Below are 17,534 nucleotides of genomic sequence, written 5' to 3' on the forward strand. Positions count from 1 at the left end.
TAGGCGCGCGAGGAAGGACAAGCGTACTTCAGGCCTGATCCATCGCCTCGTTCAGCAGCTTTTCCAGTTCGGCCTTGTGGCGCAGGAAGAGAATGCTTTGCCCGTGCTTGCCGTCCAGCAGACCGGACAGGTCCAGGTCGGTGATGTAACAGCGATAGCGCTGGGGCTCCAGGCGTTTGCCGAGGATTTGCTGCGCGACGGCGGCGTACAGTCGATCGCCGTATTCCAGCTCTGAAAACTCGCTGTTGTCGCAGTACAGGGTGGCGTTCAGTTGCCCTGGCGAGGTTTCCTCGATGATTGCCTGCACGTCGTAAAACGCCTTGTCCACTGCAATCGGCACCAGTCGATGTTCGACACGTCGTGCAGGCCCTGCACCGGAGGGCAGCATCTGATAGTAAAGGGTTTCCAGCGTAACCGGCGCGGACGGATCATCCAGCGGCAATGAAGCGCCGCGGCGATAAACCAGCGCATGAAGAAAGCGCTGCAGCGGCACCAGCAGGCTTTGTTCATCGTGATACGGCAGACGCTGGTGCCAGAGCGAATTGTGTTCGTCGAGTACATACAGGTCAGCATCCGGCTCGTTGACCCGGTAGAACACCTGAATGCACTCCGGCTGACCCAGCGGCAGGATCAGGGACAGATCGTGATCATCGAGTGCCTGCGGGTCCAAGTGCAACGGGCTGTAGGACGATAGTTCCTCACCCAGGTACTTGAACAGACCCGGCAGGCTGTTGACCACCACATGTCCGATCTGACCCGGCTTCATCTCCAGCACGTGATACTGCTGCTGCACCTGAATCAGGTAACGGTGATTGAGCCGCCTCTCCAGTAACAAACGCGCCGTGCCGATCAGCTCTTCAACACGCTGGGCAATCGCGGGCGCGCGGTTGTGGCAGAAGCAGCGCACGTGAATCTGCGGCTGCTTACCACTCTGCGGCAGGCTGCCGAGCAGTTCGCTCATGCAGTCGAGCAGGGCGTGCGGGCCGTCGTAGCGGCTGACCAGGGTTTCGTTCCAGGTATTGAGGGTGATCTGGTCCAGCGTCAGCACTAGATTTTCCCGGACACCCGCATAACTGAGCGAGTCGGTGCGCTCGGTGGTCATCAGAATATTCAGGTCGCGGTGATGCCTGAGCGGATCGACGCCGACATTGATCAACAGCAGGATCTCACTGGGCGTGCTGGGCATCAGCAACGCCTCATCGCTGACCTCGGGCAGTGGCAGTTGAATGCTCTGCTGCAAGGCGCCCATCAGGTTGAACAGCTCGAACTCGCTCAGGTCACTGGTGCCCGGGTGCAATGCCACGCGGGTGGTGCTGTCGATCACGGTATTGCGATGGCACCAGGTCAGCAGGTCAAGCAATTCACGGCTGCGTTTGATAGGTGAGAAATTCGGCCACTCATGAATGCCCAGATTGCCGTTGAACAAGGCCCACTGATGCTTGCCGGGCTCGCGCTTATCGGGGGAATGCACCAGCGTCAGCGTATCTTCGGCAAGGTCAGGGGCGATGCCCGGGTTGATGAACTCGACCTTGCCCGCCTTGCGCTCAAAAGCCGCATAAAGGCGCCGCCCCAGAATGGTCAGGTCGCGGGCGTTGAGCGCATCGGCAGTGCTTTGCGTTTTGGCGAATCGGCTCTGAAAGCGGTAGCTGTAATTCAACTCGTTGACCAGTGCGCGGCGCTCGCCGGCCACCTGGCGGACTTTCCACTGGCTGCGGCTGTCGAGGAGCGCCAGTTGTCGCTCGTCCCAACCCCACTCCGTCGTCAGGCGTTCCAGCAGTTGACGCTGCCAACCGACGTTGCGCAGGCGGGTCGACCCGGTGAGCTTCTTGTTGACCTTCAGGTACAGACTACGCCGCACCAGCTCCAGGCGCTCCGGCTCGTTACGTGCCTGAAGGTGCTCCTCGATACGCCGGTACACGACCACGTAAGGGTCCAGCTCATCCGGGTCCAGTTGATTGGCGAACACCGCTTGCTTGAAACGCAGACTCAGGCACTGCACGCGAGGATGCTCGCTGGAATAGACCTCGATCAACAGCAGCTTGAGCACAGACTTGTAGGGCGACTCGATGCCTTTGAACAACTGCCACAATCCGGCACCGATGAACTCGGCCGGAGGAATGTGCGACATCGGACCGAGATCGAGCACCTCGCTGGCGCGGATGAAGCGCTTGCTCAGCAGGGTATGGGTGTAATCCTCGTAATTCTGCTCCTCATAGACCGGCACCAGCCACCACATCGGGGTGCGCCCGGCGAGCCAGATCGCCGTGCGATAAAACTCGTCGAGCAACAGGTAATGCTGAGTAGTCCCGCAATCGTCCGAGCTGAGCTGCGAATCGCGCTCGCCACTCTTGAAACGCTGTGGGTCGATCAGAAAGAAATGCGCCTCTGCGCCCATCGTCGCAGCCCAGGCTTCAAGTGCCTGGCATTTCTTGCGCAGTTCGGCGATAGCCTCCGGGTCCAGCTCGCTGTCGTGGCAGACCCAGACATCCATATCGCTTTGTTCAGCCTGAGCCAGTGTGCCGAGGCTGCCCATCAGAAACAGGCCATGAATCGGCTGGGGCGGGTTGCCGTGCCGGGCCTTGTAGGAGAAGGAGCGTGTCAGCCGCTGCGCCTCGGCCAGGGCCAGCGTGTCCGGCTCGTAATGCGAAACGCCAGCAGGCGTGCTGCCGGAAACATAACCGGGCAACAGCGGATGGTTGACGTGAAAGAACAGCGGCAGCAGGGTCAGAACGCTCTGCTGGCGAGTCGACATACCTTCCAGCGCACGCGCGTATCGCCCGTCGTTGAGCGACAGGAAACGGTTACGCAGCTGGCTGAGAACCTTGCGGTCGATGCCCTCATCCAGGTCGGGGCGAATTTCAGGATTACGCGTCATCACAACTCAAGGCATCTGGCCTGTGCAGGCGTGGAATTACCGAGAAAGATGGCGGAGAAGGTTTGCAGCCGAGGGAAGCGGATCCGGTCGGATGGTTATTCTGGCGCCAACGTCCTGTATCGACTGGCGCTCGAATAAGTGAAGGGCCTGCCACGCTTTTTTGTGCGCAGGCCCTACGCCTGTCAGGCAGCTTGTTTAGAGACGTTGAGGATGGTCAGCAATGATTGGGCATGCTGGGCGGCCTCGAGCCCGAGGCTGGTCAGATAACCGCCATCGACCTGGGTCGTCAGCCCTTTATCGAAGAGTCTTTGTGCTGCTGCGACGGCCGTGGGTGCCGCTACATGGTGGACTTTGAGGCCTTCCTGGGTGTTTCCCAGATTGAACAGTGCAAGGATTTCCAGTTCGGCAACCAACTCAGGGGTATACGACATAGGTACTCCAGACTTTTTGTAGTAGTACGACCTCACCGGCTGGTGGGTGTGCTCTGGAATCGACGTGTCCGATCTGCGCTCGTCGGTTCTGGATGACCGTTAAAGCCGGTTTGGCGTTTGGCCCCGGAGGATCAAGCGGCAGCGGGGCATTTGCAGTGTAGTCAGCGTCTGAAGTGTTTGCAGCATATATCTTGCTGGCATGCTCGGACCGCAGGATTACTTTTCCGGCGGCAGGTCGGGCAGGGCGCGCAGCGCTGCTTCATACCATTGAGTGTCGAACGGACGGTCCTGCTCCAGCAAGGCATCGATCTCGATAGCCAGCACGTGGGCCATCATCTCCAGAATATCCTCACGCTCATAGTTCACCAGGGTCAGCATGTTGAAGACCGCTCTGGCTGCAGGCGGATTACCGGCTTCGATCTGGTTTTCGATGGCTTCGATCAGGGTCGAGGCAGCAAAGTCTTCTTCGTCATTATCGATGTCGTCGGTCATGGTCACTCCTCAAGTAAGACAGGCAGTCTAACCGGCGACCTGAAAACAACAAACCCCGGAGGTCCGGGGTTTGTCAGTACATTGGCGAAGATCAGTCCGCTGTCGGCTGGCCCATTGGCACAGGCTCTTTGCTGCGCCAGTGCGGCAGGGATTCCCAGTAGCGTTCGCCCTTGGCATCGTCGTACATGCCTTCCCAGCGCGAAATGACCAGCACTGCCAGGGCATTGCCGATCACGTTCAAGGCGGTACGCGCCATGTCCATGATCCGGTCGACACCGGCGATGAATGCCAGGCCTTCCAGTGGAATACCGGCACTGCCCAGGGTCGCCAGCAGCACGACGAAGGAAACGCCCGGTACACCCGCGATGCCTTTGGAGGTGACCATCAGGGTCAGTACCAGCATCAACTGCGCGCCAATTGACAGGTCGATGCCGTACAACTGAGCGATGAAGATCGCTGCGATGCTCTGATAGAGCGTCGAGCCGTCGAGGTTGAACGAGTAGCCCGTAGGCACCACGAAGCTGCAGATCGCCTTCGGCGCGCCATACGCTTCCATCTTCTGGATCACGCGTGGCAGCACGGTTTCGGAGCTGGCGGTGGAGTAGGACAGAATCAGCTCGTCCTTGAAGATGCGCATCAGCTTGACGACCGAAAAACCGAATGCACGAGCGATCAACCCCAGCACCACAAAGGCGAAGAAGGCGATGGCCACATAAACCAGAATCACCAGCTTGGCGAGCGGCAACAGGGAGGCGAAGCCGAAGTTGGCGACAGTCACCGCAATCAGGGCAAACACGCCGATCGGCGCGTAGTTCATGATCATGTGAGTGACCTTGAACATGGTTTCCGAGACACCCTGAAATAGTTTCACCAGCGGCTCACGGACCTCGGCCTGCAGGCTGGAAAGCCCCAAACCGAACAGCACTGAGAAGAAGATGATCGGCAGCATCTCGCCACGCGCCATGGCAGCGAAGATGTTGGACGGGATCAGGTTGAGAATAGTCGCGATAAATGCGTGATCGTGCTGAACCTCGGCCGTAGTCTGCTGATACTTGGAGATATCAACGGTGCCCAGGGTGCTCATGTCGATGCCGGTGCCCGGATGGAACACGTTAGCCAGCACCAGGCCCACCAGAATCGCGATAGTGGTGACGACTTCGAAATAGAGGATGGTCTTGAGACCGATACGCCCCAACTTCTTGGCATCGCCCACACCCGCGATGCCGACGATCAGCGAGGCAACAACGATAGGGATAACGATCATCTTGATCAGACGAATGAAGATATCGCCTGCGGGCTGCAGGATGTTGGTGATCCACCAGGCCTTTTCTGCGCTGAAATGATTGAGTAACGCCCCCACAGCGATACCCAGTACCAGTCCGATCAGAATCTGCCAGGCCAGACTCAGCTTTGCCTTCTTCATATTATTACCCTTGTTCAAAGTGGCTTGGGCACGTCCAAAACCAATGCGCCGAGCTGCTTTTTCACAGCAGTTTCGGGGCAGAAGCTCCCTTTGGAAATGTCCCGAGAAGGTCACCGCAGACGAGCATCCCAGCTCTGTAGCAGGCGAAAAAAGTCGCAACTATTCCCATGGCACGCGTATACGTCTAATGCCGTAAACGACTACCTCATGCATGATCGGCATACAAATACGGGAGAAATGTGTTGATTTATGTCACGCGGGAGGATGGCTATTCGGCGCGAAGCTGGCTATTACGTCGCCTTAAGCTGAACAGGGGGATACGGATACAAAGACGCGATACAAAGACCCGGACTCGACTACCAGGCCTATTTACCTGATGTACGGTAGCTGAGAGCCCAGGCCAGTCTGTCCGCAGACAGAACGCCGGCCCGAGCAATCTGAACGGGTGCGGGACCCGTCAGCCCTTACCTTTGGTACGGGTCATGTGCGGGCCGCTGTTTTTCTCGAGGTACTCGATGATCATCCCGGCCACGTCCTTGCTGGTGGTCACTTCAATGCCTTCCAGGCCAGGCGAGGAGTTGACCTCCATCACCAGAGGGCCGTGATTGGAACGCAGGATATCCACACCCGCCACGCTCAGTCCCATGACCTTGGCTGCACGCAACGCGGTCATGCGCTCTTCAGGCGTGATCTTGATCAGGCTGGCGCTGCCACCGCGGTGCAGGTTGGAGCGAAACTCGCCCGGTTTGGCCTGACGCTTCATCGAGGCAATGACCTTGTCACCGACCACGAAGCAGCGAATGTCGGCGCCGCCCGCTTCCTTGATGTACTCCTGAACCATGATGTCCTGCTTGAGGCCCATGAAGGCTTCGATCACCGATTCGGCCGCCGTGGCCGTTTCGCACAGCACCACGCCGATCCCCTGAGTGCCTTCAAGCACCTTGATGACCAGCGGCGCGCCATTGACCATCTGGATCAGGTCGGGAATGTCGTCGGGCGAGTGAGCGAAACCGGTGACCGGCAAGCCGATCCCCCGGCGTGACAGGAGTTGCAACGAGCGCAGCTTGTCCCGCGAACGGGCAATGGCGACCGATTCATTGAGCGGAAACACGCCCATCATTTCAAACTGACGCAACACCGCACAGCCATAGAAAGTCACCGAAGCACCGATGCGCGGGATCACCGCATCGAAGCCCTCCAGAGGTTTGCCGCGGTAGTGGATCTGCGGCTTGTGGCTGGCGATGTTCATATAGGCGCGCAGGGTGTCGATCACCACCATCTCATGGCCACGCTCGATGCCAGCTTCGACCAGACGACGGGTGGAATACAGACGCGGATTACGCGAAAGCACAGCGATCTTCATGCAACACCTGAGGAAGTAGAGGCCGGGAACACCGGCTTGTCTTGTACGTAAGTTATGCCCGGATTGACCACCAGCTGGCCGTCGATCAGAGCCTTGGAACCCAGCAGCAGTCGATAACGCATCGACTTGCGGCAGGCCAGTGTGAATTCCACCGGCCAGATACGATCACCCAGCGCCAGCGTGGTGCGAATGACATAACGCACCTGCGCCTGACCGTTGGAGCTTTTAATGGTTTTCATGGCAACCAGTTGCGCCTCGCAGCGACGATGGCGCAACTGCACCACCGTGCCAAGATGCGCGTTGAAGCGCACCCATTTCTGGCCATCGCGTTCAAAAGGTTCGATTTCCGTGGCATGCAGACTCGACGTGCTCGCACCGGTATCGATTTTTGCCCGCAGGCCTGCCACCCCCAGATCGGGGAGCGCCACCCACTCGCGCAGGCCGATGACTGTCAGATGATCGAATGTCTTCAATGTGATTCCGTACTTCTCAAGACTTCTGCCAGGCCTCGGGACTTATCCGGGCCAGGGCTTTGAATGCAGGTTTTGCGAACAGATAACCCTGCATCAGGGAAATGCCGCAGTCGGCGAGAAAGTCCCGTTCCTCCACCTGCTCTATACCTTCGGCAATCAGCTTAATCCCCAAGTCCGAACACATTGTGACAACCCCACGAACAATGGACTGACGCGCGCGATTGCGGTGAATGTCGCGGATCAGGTTCATGTCGAGCTTTATCAGGTCGGGTTGGAAATCCGCGAGCAGCGTCAGCCCGGAATACCCGGCCCCGAAATCATCGATGGCGGTCATGAAGCCGAACTCGCGATACTCGCGCAGAATGTTGCTCAAATGACCGTTGTTGTTCACATGCTCGCTTTCGATGGTTTCGAAAATCAAACGCTCGATAGGGAAGTTGTGTTGCCTGGCGGCCTCCAGCGTACTGCGGATGCACAGCTCGGGACGATACACGGCGTTGGGCAAGAAGTTGATCGAGAGACGCTCGGTCATGCCCAGTTTCGCGGCACCAGCAATGGCGGTGGTGCGGCAGCTTTGATCGAATCGATAGCGGTTCTGGTCGGTGACCTGACTCAGGACTGACATTGCGCCCTCGCCATTAGGCCCGCGAACCAGCGCCTCATGGGCGAAAATCGACTGGTCGTGAAGGTTCACGATCGGCTGATAGGCGTAGTCAAACGAGAAATCCAGCTCTGGACTGCCAGTGCATCCAGCACACCCTTTTCTAGGGGCGGTCAACGAAGTTGGAAAATCTGTCACGTCGCGCTCCATTTAGGTGTGGGGCAATAAAAAGATGAATAGCTGTTTTTGACAAGCACATATCGGTTACTTCATGTTCATGGCGGCGCAGAAAAAGGGGGCGAGCGTATGCCGTCGCTTTGTTTATCTGGCCTGGTAAAGTTCAGACTGTCACATTGATGAGGAATTCAAATGGCGCAAAAGCCAGAAGAAGACGATAAGGTCCGCCTGGATAAATGGCTCTGGGCCGCGCGCTTTTTCAAAACACGTGCGCTGGCCAAAGCGGCTATCGAAAGCGGCAAGGTGCACTGTCGCGGCGAACGTTGCAAGCCCGGCAAGGAGCCGCGTATCGGTGACGAGTTTCAGATTCGCATGGGCTTCGACGACCGCACGGTGGTGGTCGAGGCATTATCCATCGTTCGGCGTGGCGCGCCGGAGGCTCAAACGCTGTATCACGAGACGCCCGAGAGCATCGCCAGACGCGAGAGCGCGGCGGCTCAGCGCAAGGCCGGCAACCTGGGTGTAACCACCGACGGAAAGCCGACCAAGAAGCAACGCCGGGAGCTTTTCGGTTTCCGCGCCAGCCAGAGCAACGACTGAAACACTCACCGGGCAGCTCCGGCTATCAGTCCGAAGTGCCATCCAGCTTGGAAGCGCACCGGATAGCTCCTAAAATGCCGGTCAATCCGCATGGCCCACGGCGCTTTCGAGTGCCGGACGGCGTTTGCTCAGCCGCGTGCCATCCATTGTCATTACTTCAGATACCTTTCCTACCTATGCATGATTTCCCGGACATCGATTTCACCCAGCGCTTCATCTTCGACGAAAGCGACGTTCGCGGAGAACTGGTCGCTCTGGAGCGCAGTTACGCCGAAGTGCTCGCCAAGCATCCCTATCCGGAGCCGGTCGCGCAGTTGCTCGGCGAACTGATGGCGGCGGCTGCGCTGCTCGTCGGCACCCTCAAATTCGACGGCCTGTTGATCCTGCAGGCTCGCTCCAGCGGCGCAGTGCCATTGCTGATGGTCGAGTGCTCCAGCGAGCGTGAGTTGCGTGGCATCGCTCGCTACGACGAATCGCTGATCAACCCCGGCGCGGGCCTTCAGGACATGATGCCTGACGGATCGCTTGCGCTGACCGTAGACCCGCGCCAGGGCCAGCGTTATCAGGGCATCGTGGCGCTGGACGGGGTCGACTTGTCGGAAAGCCTCTCCAACTATTTCGTGATGTCCGAGCAGTTGGGTTCGCGTTTCTGGCTCAAGGCTGACAGTCACCGTGCGCGTGGCTTGCTGCTGCAACAATTGCCCGCCGCGCAGATCACCGACGCTGAAGAGCGTGATGCCAACTGGGAGCATGTCATCACCCTGGCCAACACCCTCACGGCCGAAGAAATGCTGAGTCTGGATAACCAGACCATCCTGCATCGCCTGTTTCACGAAGACCCGGTTCGCCTGTTCGATATTCAACCGATCTGCTTCCGTTGCAGTTGCTCTCGCGAACGATCTGCCAATGCGCTGGTCAGTCTCGGGCTGGAGGACGCGCAGCAATTGGTTATCGAGCACAACGGCACGATCGAGATCGACTGCCAGTTCTGCAACGAACGCTATCTGTTCGATGCCACTGACGTCGCGCAGCTGTTTGCTGGCGGCGGTGTCGATTCGCCATCTGACACGCGCCATTAATCATCGCGTAAAGGGCCTCAGAATACGGTGTGGGCCCCTGTAATGCTGTTCTGACAGGAGGGTCCTACCATTTCCGGGCATTTCTGGCATAATCCGGCCCACTTTTACGCTGTAGTAGTGGTTGTTTTTTTACTACAAAACCGTTTGGAGCACTCGGCCACAGGCCGACGGGGAACCTCATGACGCAAACCAACAACGCTGTGTACACCGATCTGAGCACCGACGAACTGGTCAAGGAAGCCCTTGCCCGCAAAGAAGGCGTACTTTCCGATACTGGCGCACTGGTTGTGGAGACAGGCCATCGTACTGGCCGTTCGCCGGTCGATCGTTTCATCGTTGAAGAGCCGAGCACTCAGGACGCCATCGCCTGGGGCCCGATCAACCGCAAGTTCCCGGCCGAGAAATTCGACGCCCTGTGGAACCGTGTCGGTGCGTACCTCGCCGAGCGCGAGCGCTTCGTTTCCCATGTTCATGTAGGCTCCGATCCTGCGCACTACCTGCCCGTCAAGATGACCACCGAGACTGCGTGGCACAATCTGTTCGGCCGTTGCCTGTTCATCAACCCTGAACAGTACAACCCGGCTGGCAAGGACGAGTGGGAAATCCAGAACGCGCCATGGTTCGTTTGCGACCCTGAGCGTGACGGCACCAACTCCGACGGCACCGTGGTCATCAACTTCGCAGCCCGCAAGGTGCTGATCGCAGGCATGCGTTATGCCGGCGAAATGAAGAAAGCCATGTTCTCGGTGCAGAACTTCCTGCTCCCGGCTTCCGACGTTCTGCCGATGCACTGCGCAGCCAACATGGGCGAAGAGGGCGATGTAACCCTGTTCTTCGGCCTGTCCGGCACCGGCAAAACCACCCTGTCCGCCGACGAAAGCCGTTACCTGATCGGTGACGACGAACACGGCTGGGGCGAAGGCGTGGTGTTCAACATCGAAGGCGGTTGCTATGCCAAGTGCATCGACCTGTCCGAGAAGAACGAGCCGGTCATCTGGAAAGCCATCCAGCACGGCGCGGTACTGGAAAACGTCGTACTCGACCCGGTTACCAAAAAAGCCGATTACGCCGACAGCAGCCTGACCCAGAACAGCCGTGCGGCCTACCCGCGCGAACTGATCGAAAAACGCGCACCGAAAAACCTCGGTGGCGAGCCGAACGCCGTTATCTTCCTGACCTGCGACCTGACCGGCGTACTGCCGCCTGTGTCGATCCTCAGCGAAGAACAGGCCGCCTACCACTTCCTGTCGGGTTACACCGCACTGGTCGGCTCGACTGAAATGGGTTCGGGTTCGGGCATCAAGTCCACCTTCTCCACCTGCTTCGGCGCACCGTTCTTCCCGCGTCCCGCTGGCGAATACGCAGAACTGCTGATCAAGCGCATCCGTGGCTTCAAATCCAAGGTCTACCTGGTCAACACCGGCTGGACCGGCGGCGGCTACGGCGTCGGCAAGCGCTTCAACATCCCGACCACCCGTGGCGTGATCGCAGCGATCCAGAGCGGCGCACTGATCGGTGCCGAAACCGAGCACCTCGACACCATCAACCTCGACGTACCGAAGTCGGTACCCGGCGTCGATACCGGCCTGCTCAACCCACGTAACACCTGGGCTGACAAAGCCGCCTACGACGAAGCAGCAAAAGCACTGGCTGGCCTGTTCGTGGAGAACTTCAAGAAGTTCGACGTGAGCGACGCCATCAAGGCTGCGGGTCCGAAGTTGTAATTAAACATCTTCAGGGTCACACGCCCGTGTGACCCTCGAAAATGCTCAAGCAAACGCCTCGACTTGTCGGGGCGTTTGCTTGTCTGGAATACTGATTTCCACTGAGAACGATGGCCAGGAGGTGTGTTGTGGGGGTAACCGGGATTCAGATACGGCGTTTCGTGCCGAGCGACGAGCAAGGTGTATCGGCGATGATTCTGCCCATCCAACGCGAAGAGTTCGGTATTCCCATCAAAGCCGAAGACCAGCCTGACCTGAAAGCGATTCCGGACTTTTACCAGACCGGCACGGGGGATTTCTGGGTCGCGGTACAAGACGATCAGGTCATCGGCAGCATCGGCCTCAGGGACATCGGCGCAGGCCAGGCAGCACTGCGCAAGATGTTTGTCGCCGCGCCGTTTCGCGGCCGGGAATTCTCCGTTGCAGCCAGACTGCTCGAGCGCCTGATCGAGGAATCAACTCGCAAGGGCGTCACCGAAGTATTCCTGGGCACGACCGACAAGTTTCACGCTGCGCATCGCTTCTATGAAAAGCACGGCTTTAGAGAGATCACGAAGGAGGACCTGCCTGCGAGCTTTCCGTTGATCGCGGTGGACAGCAAGTTCTATGTGCTGGGCCTGAAAGAACAATGACGTGGCTACACCGCAGCGGTGTCGGCGAACCGCAATGCAGCAGAACGCGGACAGCCATAGAGGGCACGCGAACCCGCGTGCTCCGTCACAGGCGCTCAAGTCCCCTGAGTGCCTGACTGGCTTTTCAGCGTGTTAAAAATGTCCATCGCCGAGCTGTCCCCCGATGTAATGTTGGCGGCGTAATGGGCGGGGTATTGGGCTTTTTCTATGGGTGGCAGCTGATCATAATGGGCGAGAAGCATGACCAGCGTTTGAGTACTTTTGCCGGTTTCGTTGTATTCGTCGGTATACCTTTGGCAGATGGCCCTTTTCCATACTTGCTCTTGAGAGTAGTTTTCGGAGTAAGCAGCATTTCTTTCGTTTATTGTGAAGTCGCCACCCTCGTCATAAATAATCAACCTCAGTTGATCCTGAGATAAACCCGCGAATGGGTTTTTTCCTGCCCCGTTGTTGAACGAAGTCGCTTGCACGGCTCTTTCGAGCAATGCAGGGTCGTCCGTATCCGGAATCTCTGCGTCGTGCAGTTTCCTATTGGCGTGATAGCTGTTGCCTGCAATTTTGTCACTAATACTGTTTGCCAGAGACCTCAGGCTTTTGAAGTCAAGACTGCTGTCGCGAGCCTGAGCTCGTGCGGCACTACTACTTAATTGACGGGACAATGTCGAGAAGGTGGCACCGTCAATAGCAGATGCAGAATCAAGTTCTTTCAGGCTGGAGTTTAAAGTCGTGGCGGAGGTGCTTTTCTCGACAGTCGTTAGTGTAGTTTTATGGGTGAGGTGTGTGAGGGATGTTGTATCAATCATGCTGCGTCCTCGCGGCAGAGGCCAATCCATGGCTTTATATTCACTCTTTATATCGGCCCAGCCAGACACCGCTTTAGTTTTCCGCTGAAAAGCGTGCGTATCAAAATGCGACACGCACGCTCCGGGGGCTTATTTCATGGTGAATTCAGCAGCCCACGCGTAGGTGGACAGATTGGTGGCGCGAGACGTCGCCGCGCAGACAGCGCCGCCTTCAGAGTTTGAAGGCGTGCGCACAGTGAATGCGTCGGTCAGATAAAATGCCTCCAGTTAATTTAATAGATAAACGTTAAAGCGACGCATGAGGCGTATCGCTATCTTACTGTGCCCGTCAGGAGCAATTTTTAACTTGCTGAAATTAGTTATTGTTTTTTAACACAAGCGACACGGAAGGCAAGTAGGAAACTTCTGATTCTTCGTGCGTTGGCGAAAGAAATTTTTAATTCTTGTCTTTTAGCGCTGCATTGGATTAACTGCGCTGGCGAGAGCTAAACATGTAAGTATATTGCGCCCTACAAGGCTGAAGGGCGCAATAACTTTCTTCACGTCACCGCATAAAACTTGCGCACATACCCCGTGCTGGTCCATTTGCAGGGCGCGCCCTGGGCGACGAATACGGTATCGCCGGTATTCACACTCAGGCTCGAGCCGTTTTCCAGGCTCAACACTACGCTGCCTTCGATCAGGTTCATCAGTTCATGGATCTTGTGCGGCCGCGAGATGCGCTCGTAGGGTGTGGAGTCCCAGACGCCGATGCGCAAAGTGCTTGCGGTGTCTTCAAACAGGTTGTTGCTGCGGCACTGCGGCAGCGCGCTGATCATGATCGCCGGGTCTGGCGGTGAGGACGGTGTGAGCATGGCGAGGCGGTCCAGGGCGGTGACACCGGGTTTGTCGGGGCCGCTGGCCTGAGTGGATGCGCAGAACGCCCAGAGGCTGTCCGGTTGCGCTTCGATACGTACTTGCGTGCCGCGCCCGATCACGGCACTTTCGCCGGTGCTGATGGTGATGCTGCCGGTGCCAGAGGTCAGCGTGACGCTGCCGCGATGCATCACCAGCATTTCGGTGTAGGGGTAGGCCTCTACCGAGAGCGCCGTACCCAATTCAACGATGCCAGCCGCAATACCCTGTTCATCGACAAATGCCGTGCGGCGGCCACTGTCGAACGGGTCATGCGCATCAATGGGGCCGGTGGTGAATTCGGTATCTACCGGGCTGAGGTCAGCGCGGGCCAATAGCAGGACTGTGGGGTGGGGCATTGAGTCGGGCTCCTGAAGTTGAAGAGTGGCTGATCGTTCCCACGCTCTGCGTGGTAATGCCTTTCGTGACGCTTTGCGTCACATGCTCAAGACCGGACGCAGAGCGTCCAGAACTGCATGCCAACGCAGAGCATTGGCACGATGATGTTCTTCCGGGCGATCAGCCGATCGCCTGGGTAATCAGCGCAAACTGGCGCACACCCTGACTGGCTTGCGGGACTGCGCCCATGCTCATGCAGGTCACGCTATCGACGCGCTTGAGGCCGGCGTCCTCCAGCCAGTCGGCCATGCCGCTGTCGGTCGGGATGTCGATACGTACGAAGGCATAAGGCACGCGGGCCAGCAGTTCTCCGATCATGTGTTTGGCCTGGTCGACGCTCTGGGCGACGACAGGGCCGAGGCACAGACCGCGGCCGAACGGGCGCAGCAGAGCAAAGGCCTGTAACTGGCCGTCGTGCTCGATGCCGACGGCGTGCTCAAGGTTGTTCAGCACATCGCCCAGCGTCACCGAGCGGTCCATGCCCGAACCGGCGTTGGCCAGTTCCAGCACGCGAGGGTGGTCAGCCTCGCTCAGCCCCCGGCAACGTTCCTGTGCCTTCAATTCGGTGGTGCCGGTCGGTTGGGCCTGCCCCTGACGCTGCTGGATCTCGCCAAAACTGACAAACCCCATCTTCGCGTAGAGCGGCGCACCCGCCAGTGTGGCGTTGAGGACCGCCGTGCGGGGCGCGACGCAGCCGACGGCCAGCTCCATCAACTTGCGACCAATGCCCTTGCCCTGATAGTCGTCGCTGACGATCACCAGACCAATGGTGGAAAACTCGCCCTGATGGCAGGCAAAGGCACTGCCGATCAACCGCCCGTTGTGTACCGCGACAAAGCCTTGGGCGACACGTTGCAGCATGGCCCAGTCCTCAAGCCGATGCGGCCACTTCAAGGCGATGGATAACTCGTGCGCGTTGCCGACGTCGGCTGCGGTCATGGGGCGAAATTCAAAATCGAGGCGTTGCTGAGCGAGCATGACGTGTCTCCGTCCAGAAGGATGCACAGGCAATAAAAGGATGCGTCAGGCATGTTGTATCCCACCTGCTGCGGACGGTGACAAGAGGGCTGCACGCATTCGGCAGATTCCACGAAGTGCCGTTCGCCAGACCACAGTTACTGCTTAAATCGGCGCGGCCTCCGGCAGCAAATGCTTAGGGTTTTCACCCCGTGTTCAAGCCTTTTATATAGGGCTCGGAGTTTGTCGCCCGCCAAGCGCTGGCGCGGCGCAGTTTCTGCGGCGCAAACGCGCGGGTTTGAGCCCGAGCGCCCTGAAAAGGGTCATAAAAGCGCCGAAAACCGGGCTCTGCCCAAGGCTGGAGCGCCCCGCAAAGTCTGCTGAGCGCGCACCTCAAAACGGTGGTTTCTATCAAGCAGCCATCACTTTTAACGCCATCTGCTGATTTCACGGTGTTGTAATGAGGTTGTGCTGCAGCGTGCATCACCGCCCCTGGACATCAGGCCGGATTGCTCGTCATGCCATGACCTCAACGAACTTTCAGGACCGCACACAATGAGCTTTCTTCGACCAAAATTCATTACGTTCGACTGCTACGGCACCTTGACCAATTTCCACATGGGCACCATGACGCGCGAGCTGTTTGCCGACCGCGTTGCGGCTGAACAGATGGATCAGTTCGTCAAGGATTTTTCGGCGTATCGTCTGGATCAGGTCATGGGTGACTGGATGCCGTACGACGAAATCCTCAAGGTCGCACTGGCTCGCACCTGCAGGCGCTGGAACGTTGAATACCGCGAAGAAGGCCAACTGTATTACGACGCCGTGCCGACCTGGGGCCCGCATGCCGATGTGCCCGCCGGCCTGTCGAAAATCGCCGACAAGATCCCGCTGGTGATTTTCTCCAACGCCAGCGACAGCCAGATCATGTCCAACGTCGAAAAGCTCGGCGCGCCGTTCCACAAGGTGTTCACCGCTGAACAGGCCAAGGCCTACAAACCGCGTCTGGCTGCTTTCGAGTTCATGCTCGACAACCTGGGTTGCGGCCCGGAAGACATCTTGCATGTGTCCTCAAGCTTCCGTTACGACCTGTTCTCGGCGCATGACATGAAGATCAGGAACAAGGCATTCGTGGCGCGTGGTCATGAGCAGCCAGCCAACAGCAGCTTCGAATACCACCAGATTCCCGATATCGGCGGACTGGCCGGGCTGGTCGGTTTGTAAGCCAGGCCCGGCGCCTGACACCGGCATTTTTCAAGGTGCTCTTCGATGAGTGACAAGGGGAACGAGATGCGCAGTGAGTCTTACTGGCTCGATACGGCTCCAGGCTTTACCGGCGCGCAGGACGGCGCAGTGGAGGGGCAGGCTGACGTGGTAGTGGTCGGTGGCGGTTTCACCGGCCTTGCGGCGGCGCGTGCATTGGCCTTGAAAGGTGCCAGCGTGGTGGTTCTGGAAGCAGGCCGGGTGATCGGCGAAGCGTCGGGCCGCAACGGCGGACAGTGCAATACCGGCGTGGCCCAGGACTATGCGTCGCTGAGCGCAACCCTGGGTGCCGATCAGGCACGCGACTATTACAAGGCTTACGAAAGTGCGGTGCAGAGCGTCGTGACCGTGATCGAGCAGGAAAACATCGCCTGCGACATCAAGCGTAACGGCAAGCTCAAGCTGGCGGCCAAGCCAGGGCATTACGAAGGACTGGCGCGCACCTGCGAGCTGATCCGCCGTGAAGTCGATGCTGACGTCGAGCTGCTGTCCGCCCAGGACGTGCGCGCCGAAATCGATTCGAACGAGTTTCACGGCGGCCTGCTGCAGCGCAACGGCATACAGATGCATGTCGGACGTTTCGGTCTGGGTCTCGCCGACGCGGCGGTGCGTCATGGCGCAAGGGTCTATCAGAACGCAACGGTAAAGGACTGGAAGGCCAACCGTGGCGGCTTTGTGGTCAACACCTCTAAGGGCTCGATCCAGGCCGGCCAGCTACTGCTGGCGACCGGTGCCTGCCAGCATGGCGGACTGGGCTGGTATCGCCGGCGCATCGTGCCGGTCGGCAGTTTCGTCATCGTCACTGAAGTGTTGCCGCAAGCGCTGATCGACCAACTGTTCCCCCACCAGCGCGCTTACGTGACCAGCCGTTTGATCGGCAACTATTTCCGCCTCACGCCGGACAACCGCCTGCTGTTCGGCGGGCGGGCGCGTTTCGCCATGTCCAACAGCAGCTCCGATGCCAAGAGCGGCAAGGTGCTGCAGGCGGCCATGGTGCAGATGTTTCCGCAACTGGCACACGTCAAGGTCGACTACTGCTGGGGCGGACTGGTGGACATGACCTCGGACCGTCTGCCGCGTGCAGGCGAACACAACGGGGTCTTCTACTCGATGGGTTACAGCGGCCACGGTGTACAGATGTCAGTGCACATGGGGCGGATGATGGCCGAAGTCATGGAAGGCAAGGCACAGGCCAATCCGTGGAAGGACCTGAGCTGGCCAGCCATTCCCGGTCACTTCGGCAAGCCATGGTTTCTGCCGCTGGTAGGCGCGTATTACCGCTACCAGGACAGCCGCCACTGAGTGTTTGTTTGACCGTCGTCGTGTGTGTTTGAAGGACGCTCCGGCC

The 17,534-nt window shown here is 58.6% G+C and carries 16 protein-coding genes; 6 read left to right on the forward strand and 10 right to left on the reverse strand.

Annotated features, from left to right (window positions below; all coding sequences use genetic code 11):
• Positions 1-28: 28 nt before the first annotated feature.
• From LCH65_RS15760 to LCH65_RS15790, 7 genes are all read right to left on the reverse strand, one after another.
• On the reverse strand, positions 29-2,875 hold the full coding sequence (locus LCH65_RS15760) for a class I adenylate cyclase (RefSeq protein WP_226439608.1): 2,847 nt from the start codon (positions 2,873-2,875) through the stop codon (positions 29-31).
• Positions 2,876-3,057: 182 nt separating this feature from the next.
• On the reverse strand, positions 3,058-3,306 hold the full coding sequence (locus LCH65_RS15765; protein WP_003367562.1) for a TIGR02647 family protein: 249 nt from the start codon (positions 3,304-3,306) through the stop codon (positions 3,058-3,060).
• A gap of 216 nt (positions 3,307-3,522) precedes the next feature.
• Positions 3,523-3,798 carry a hypothetical protein gene (locus LCH65_RS15770; protein WP_003344493.1) on the reverse strand — a complete coding sequence of 92 codons (276 nt, stop codon included), beginning with the start codon at positions 3,796-3,798 and terminating at the stop codon, positions 3,523-3,525.
• A gap of 91 nt (positions 3,799-3,889) precedes the next feature.
• The gene (gene gltP / locus LCH65_RS15775; RefSeq protein WP_074809214.1) at positions 3,890-5,221 is read right to left on the reverse strand and encodes a glutamate/aspartate:proton symporter GltP; all 1,332 of its coding nucleotides are present in this window, start codon (positions 5,219-5,221) and stop codon (positions 3,890-3,892) included.
• A 457-nt stretch (positions 5,222-5,678) separates the two neighbouring features.
• Positions 5,679-6,584: a 30S ribosomal protein S6--L-glutamate ligase gene (rimK, locus tag LCH65_RS15780; protein ID WP_003318100.1), complete on the reverse strand. Its 906-nt coding sequence runs from the start codon at positions 6,582-6,584 to the stop codon at positions 5,679-5,681.
• Positions 6,581-7,024 (reverse strand): ATP-dependent zinc protease, encoded by a 444-nt coding sequence (locus tag LCH65_RS15785; RefSeq protein ID WP_170846052.1) that lies wholly within the window; start codon positions 7,022-7,024, stop codon positions 6,581-6,583. The genes rimK and LCH65_RS15785 overlap by 4 nt, the downstream gene beginning before the upstream one ends.
• 49 nt (positions 7,025-7,073) lie before the next feature.
• Entirely contained in the window at positions 7,074-7,856 is a 783-nt protein-coding gene (locus LCH65_RS15790) for an EAL domain-containing protein (RefSeq protein ID WP_003367569.1), read from the reverse strand.
• Between the two features lie 171 nt (positions 7,857-8,027).
• Here LCH65_RS15790 and LCH65_RS15795 point away from each other — a divergent pair, with 171 nt between their 5' ends.
• The 4 genes from LCH65_RS15795 (at position 8,028) to LCH65_RS15810 (ending at position 11,870) form a co-directional block, all read left to right on the forward strand.
• On the forward strand, positions 8,028-8,435 hold the full coding sequence (locus tag LCH65_RS15795; RefSeq protein ID WP_096107929.1) for a S4 domain-containing protein: 408 nt from the start codon (positions 8,028-8,030) through the stop codon (positions 8,433-8,435).
• A gap of 176 nt (positions 8,436-8,611) precedes the next feature.
• Entirely contained in the window at positions 8,612-9,514 is a 903-nt protein-coding gene (hslO, locus tag LCH65_RS15800; protein ID WP_003367572.1) for an Hsp33 family molecular chaperone HslO, read from the forward strand.
• Positions 9,515-9,693: 179 nt separating this feature from the next.
• A complete protein-coding gene (locus tag LCH65_RS15805) occupies positions 9,694-11,238 on the forward strand; it encodes a phosphoenolpyruvate carboxykinase (RefSeq protein ID WP_226439609.1) in 1,545 nt (514 codons plus the stop codon).
• Positions 11,239-11,366: 128 nt separating this feature from the next.
• On the forward strand, positions 11,367-11,870 hold the full coding sequence (locus LCH65_RS15810) for a GNAT family N-acetyltransferase (RefSeq protein ID WP_226439610.1): 504 nt from the start codon (positions 11,367-11,369) through the stop codon (positions 11,868-11,870).
• Positions 11,871-11,965: 95 nt separating this feature from the next.
• Here the strand turns inward: LCH65_RS15810 and LCH65_RS15815 are convergent, their stop codons facing one another.
• From LCH65_RS15815 to LCH65_RS15825, 3 genes are all read right to left on the reverse strand, one after another.
• A complete protein-coding gene (locus LCH65_RS15815; RefSeq protein ID WP_226439657.1) occupies positions 11,966-12,673 on the reverse strand; it encodes a hypothetical protein in 708 nt (235 codons plus the stop codon).
• A gap of 539 nt (positions 12,674-13,212) precedes the next feature.
• Positions 13,213-13,926: a cupin domain-containing protein gene (locus LCH65_RS15820; protein WP_074809219.1), complete on the reverse strand. Its 714-nt coding sequence runs from the start codon at positions 13,924-13,926 to the stop codon at positions 13,213-13,215.
• 160 nt (positions 13,927-14,086) lie between these two features.
• Positions 14,087-14,944 (reverse strand): GNAT family N-acetyltransferase, encoded by an 858-nt coding sequence (locus LCH65_RS15825; protein WP_074809222.1) that lies wholly within the window; start codon positions 14,942-14,944, stop codon positions 14,087-14,089.
• 534 nt (positions 14,945-15,478) lie between these two features.
• Here LCH65_RS15825 and LCH65_RS15830 point away from each other — a divergent pair.
• Positions 15,479-16,147: a haloacid dehalogenase type II gene (locus tag LCH65_RS15830; RefSeq protein WP_151342317.1), complete on the forward strand. Its 669-nt coding sequence runs from the start codon at positions 15,479-15,481 to the stop codon at positions 16,145-16,147.
• Between the two features lie 66 nt (positions 16,148-16,213).
• Complete coding sequence (locus LCH65_RS15835; RefSeq protein WP_226439658.1) at positions 16,214-17,488, forward strand: FAD-binding oxidoreductase; 1,275 nt, start codon at positions 16,214-16,216, stop codon at positions 17,486-17,488.
• Positions 17,489-17,534: the final 46 nt, after the last annotated feature.

The sequence above is a fragment of the Pseudomonas sp. MWU16-30316 genome (genome assembly GCF_020515645.1).
GTDB classification, from domain to species: Bacteria; Pseudomonadota; Gammaproteobacteria; order Pseudomonadales; family Pseudomonadaceae; genus Aquipseudomonas; species Aquipseudomonas cerasi.

Coding starts and splice junctions, on each gene's coding strand:
- LCH65_RS15825 (WP_074809222.1), bottom strand. CDS start 14,944: ATGCTCGCTCAGCAACGCCTCGATTTTGAATTTCGCCCCATGACCGCA.
- LCH65_RS15765 (WP_003367562.1), bottom strand. CDS start 3,306: ATGTCGTATACCCCTGAGTTGGTTGCCGAACTGGAAATCCTTGCACTG.
- LCH65_RS15795 (WP_096107929.1), top strand. CDS start 8,028: ATGGCGCAAAAGCCAGAAGAAGACGATAAGGTCCGCCTGGATAAATGG.
- LCH65_RS15815 (WP_226439657.1), bottom strand. CDS start 12,673: ATGATTGATACAACATCCCTCACACACCTCACCCATAAAACTACACTA.
- hslO (WP_003367572.1), top strand. CDS start 8,612: ATGCATGATTTCCCGGACATCGATTTCACCCAGCGCTTCATCTTCGAC.
- LCH65_RS15760 (WP_226439608.1), bottom strand. CDS start 2,875: ATGACGCGTAATCCTGAAATTCGCCCCGACCTGGATGAGGGCATCGAC.
- LCH65_RS15820 (WP_074809219.1), bottom strand. CDS start 13,926: ATGCCCCACCCCACAGTCCTGCTATTGGCCCGCGCTGACCTCAGCCCG.
- gltP (WP_074809214.1), bottom strand. CDS start 5,221: ATGAAGAAGGCAAAGCTGAGTCTGGCCTGGCAGATTCTGATCGGACTG.
- LCH65_RS15770 (WP_003344493.1), bottom strand. CDS start 3,798: ATGACCGACGACATCGATAATGACGAAGAAGACTTTGCTGCCTCGACC.
- LCH65_RS15805 (WP_226439609.1), top strand. CDS start 9,694: ATGACGCAAACCAACAACGCTGTGTACACCGATCTGAGCACCGACGAA.
- LCH65_RS15830 (WP_151342317.1), top strand. CDS start 15,479: ATGAGCTTTCTTCGACCAAAATTCATTACGTTCGACTGCTACGGCACC.
- LCH65_RS15835 (WP_226439658.1), top strand. CDS start 16,214: ATGCGCAGTGAGTCTTACTGGCTCGATACGGCTCCAGGCTTTACCGGC.
- rimK (WP_003318100.1), bottom strand. CDS start 6,584: ATGAAGATCGCTGTGCTTTCGCGTAATCCGCGTCTGTATTCCACCCGT.